Origin of the sequence: Fundidesulfovibrio putealis DSM 16056 (genome assembly GCF_000429325.1) — a bacterium.
In the GTDB taxonomy this organism is placed as follows: Bacteria; Desulfobacterota; Desulfovibrionia; order Desulfovibrionales; family Desulfovibrionaceae; genus Fundidesulfovibrio; species Fundidesulfovibrio putealis.
This window is the reverse complement of sequence record NZ_KE386886.1, coordinates 17,933-19,327: the sequence shown is the minus strand read 5'-3', so window position 1 is coordinate 19,327 and position 1,395 is coordinate 17,933. Positions and strand designations below refer to the sequence as shown.

General features: G+C 60.2%; 2 pseudogenes. Both read right to left on the bottom strand.

Annotated elements, in window-relative coordinates:
- A pseudogene (locus G453_RS28535) lies at window positions 1–593 on the bottom strand (outer membrane homotrimeric porin); the annotation flags it as partial.
- 259 nt (window positions 594–852) lie between these two features.
- Window positions 853–1,395, bottom strand: a pseudogene (locus tag G453_RS25565) (outer membrane homotrimeric porin); the annotation flags it as partial.

The following is a 1,395-nucleotide window of genomic DNA, read 5'->3' as shown; positions in this document are numbered from 1 at the left end:
ATGGGCAGGGCCAGGAAGTAACCGTCGAATTCGTCAGGCACCTGGGTGGTGGTGGGGTCGAAGTCGCGGTTGGTGTCCAGCAGGCGGGTGAAGCCAGCGATGACCTTGAACTGATCCACCACGGGGATGGTCACGATGGCGGCAGCGGCGCGCGAACCACCGAACACGGGGTTGGCGTTCATCAGGGCATCGGAGGAGATGGGCAGACCGAAGTCCTGCATGCCGATGGAGAACTCAACGTTGGTGTTGGGCCACTTGAACTGCAGGTAAGCCTGGTACACGTCGATGGCGACGGCCGGGTTGTCCACAGTGAAGGTGCCATTACCCCAGGGGGTGTTGTTCACGCGGATGCCGAGGCGGAACTTCAGGCCTTCGTTGGCGATGAAGTCGGTGCGGAGGCGGAAGCGCTCCCAGATGGTGAAGGCATCGTTGGTACGGGTGCCGGTGGGGTTCCAGCCGGTGAAGTTCTGCTTGTTGAAGAACGTGCCGTGGATACGGGCGTCGCCGGTCATCTTGACCTCGGTGGCGGCGGAGGCGATAGCCACACAGCCGAACACCATGGCGACGATGAGGGCCAGGGTAAACTTTTTCATTTTCTTCTCTCCTTTTACATCTAGAACAAAGGTTCGCCGGACGTTTGTCGGGTTGGGGCGTCTTACCAGGGAAGCCCTTTCCCGATTTGCCATGGCCCTCTTCTAGCCCTCCCGGGAATGGGGCGCAAGCAAAAAGTGCTGTTTTTTTGACCAGGGTATAAAATTTTTAACGGTACAGTTTTTTGTATACGGGCGACGGGCGCAAAAAAACGGCCGGGACTTTCGTCCCGGCCGTATGGCGTGGTCCGGCAGATTCTGATTAGAACTTGTACTGCAGGCCGAAGGCAACCTTCCAGGCGTCGCCGTTGTTGGCCTGGTTGACCATGCGGCGTCCCCACACGGAGCGCTCGAAGGAGCCGTGCGACCAACCGGCTTCGACGATGGCGGCCAGGTTTTCGTAGATGTTGTACTGGTGGTCGAAGTTGATCGCCAGGATGTACTCGTTGGTGGTCAGGTCACGACCCATGGACACGTAGTTGCCAACGCCGGTCAGCAGGTTGGCCTGGCGCAGGGCGCGGCCGCTGTTGGTGCCCTGAGCGTAGGTGAAGGTCAGGCGGTGGGTCAGGTCCTGGATGAAGGAGATCTTGTTCAGGGAGAACACGAGGCCCCAGGAACCGATCGGGTTCACGCCCATGTAGCCGCGGGTGTAAGCCTGCGAGGAGTCAAAGGCGAAGGAGGTCGAGGGACCCCAGTAACCCATGACGGTCGGCATACGCTCGGAACCGTTGCGGGTGGAGCTGTCTTCGCCGGTGGAGTACCAGAAGGTCAGCTGGGGGGTCAGCAGGTCGAGGCCGGTGTACTC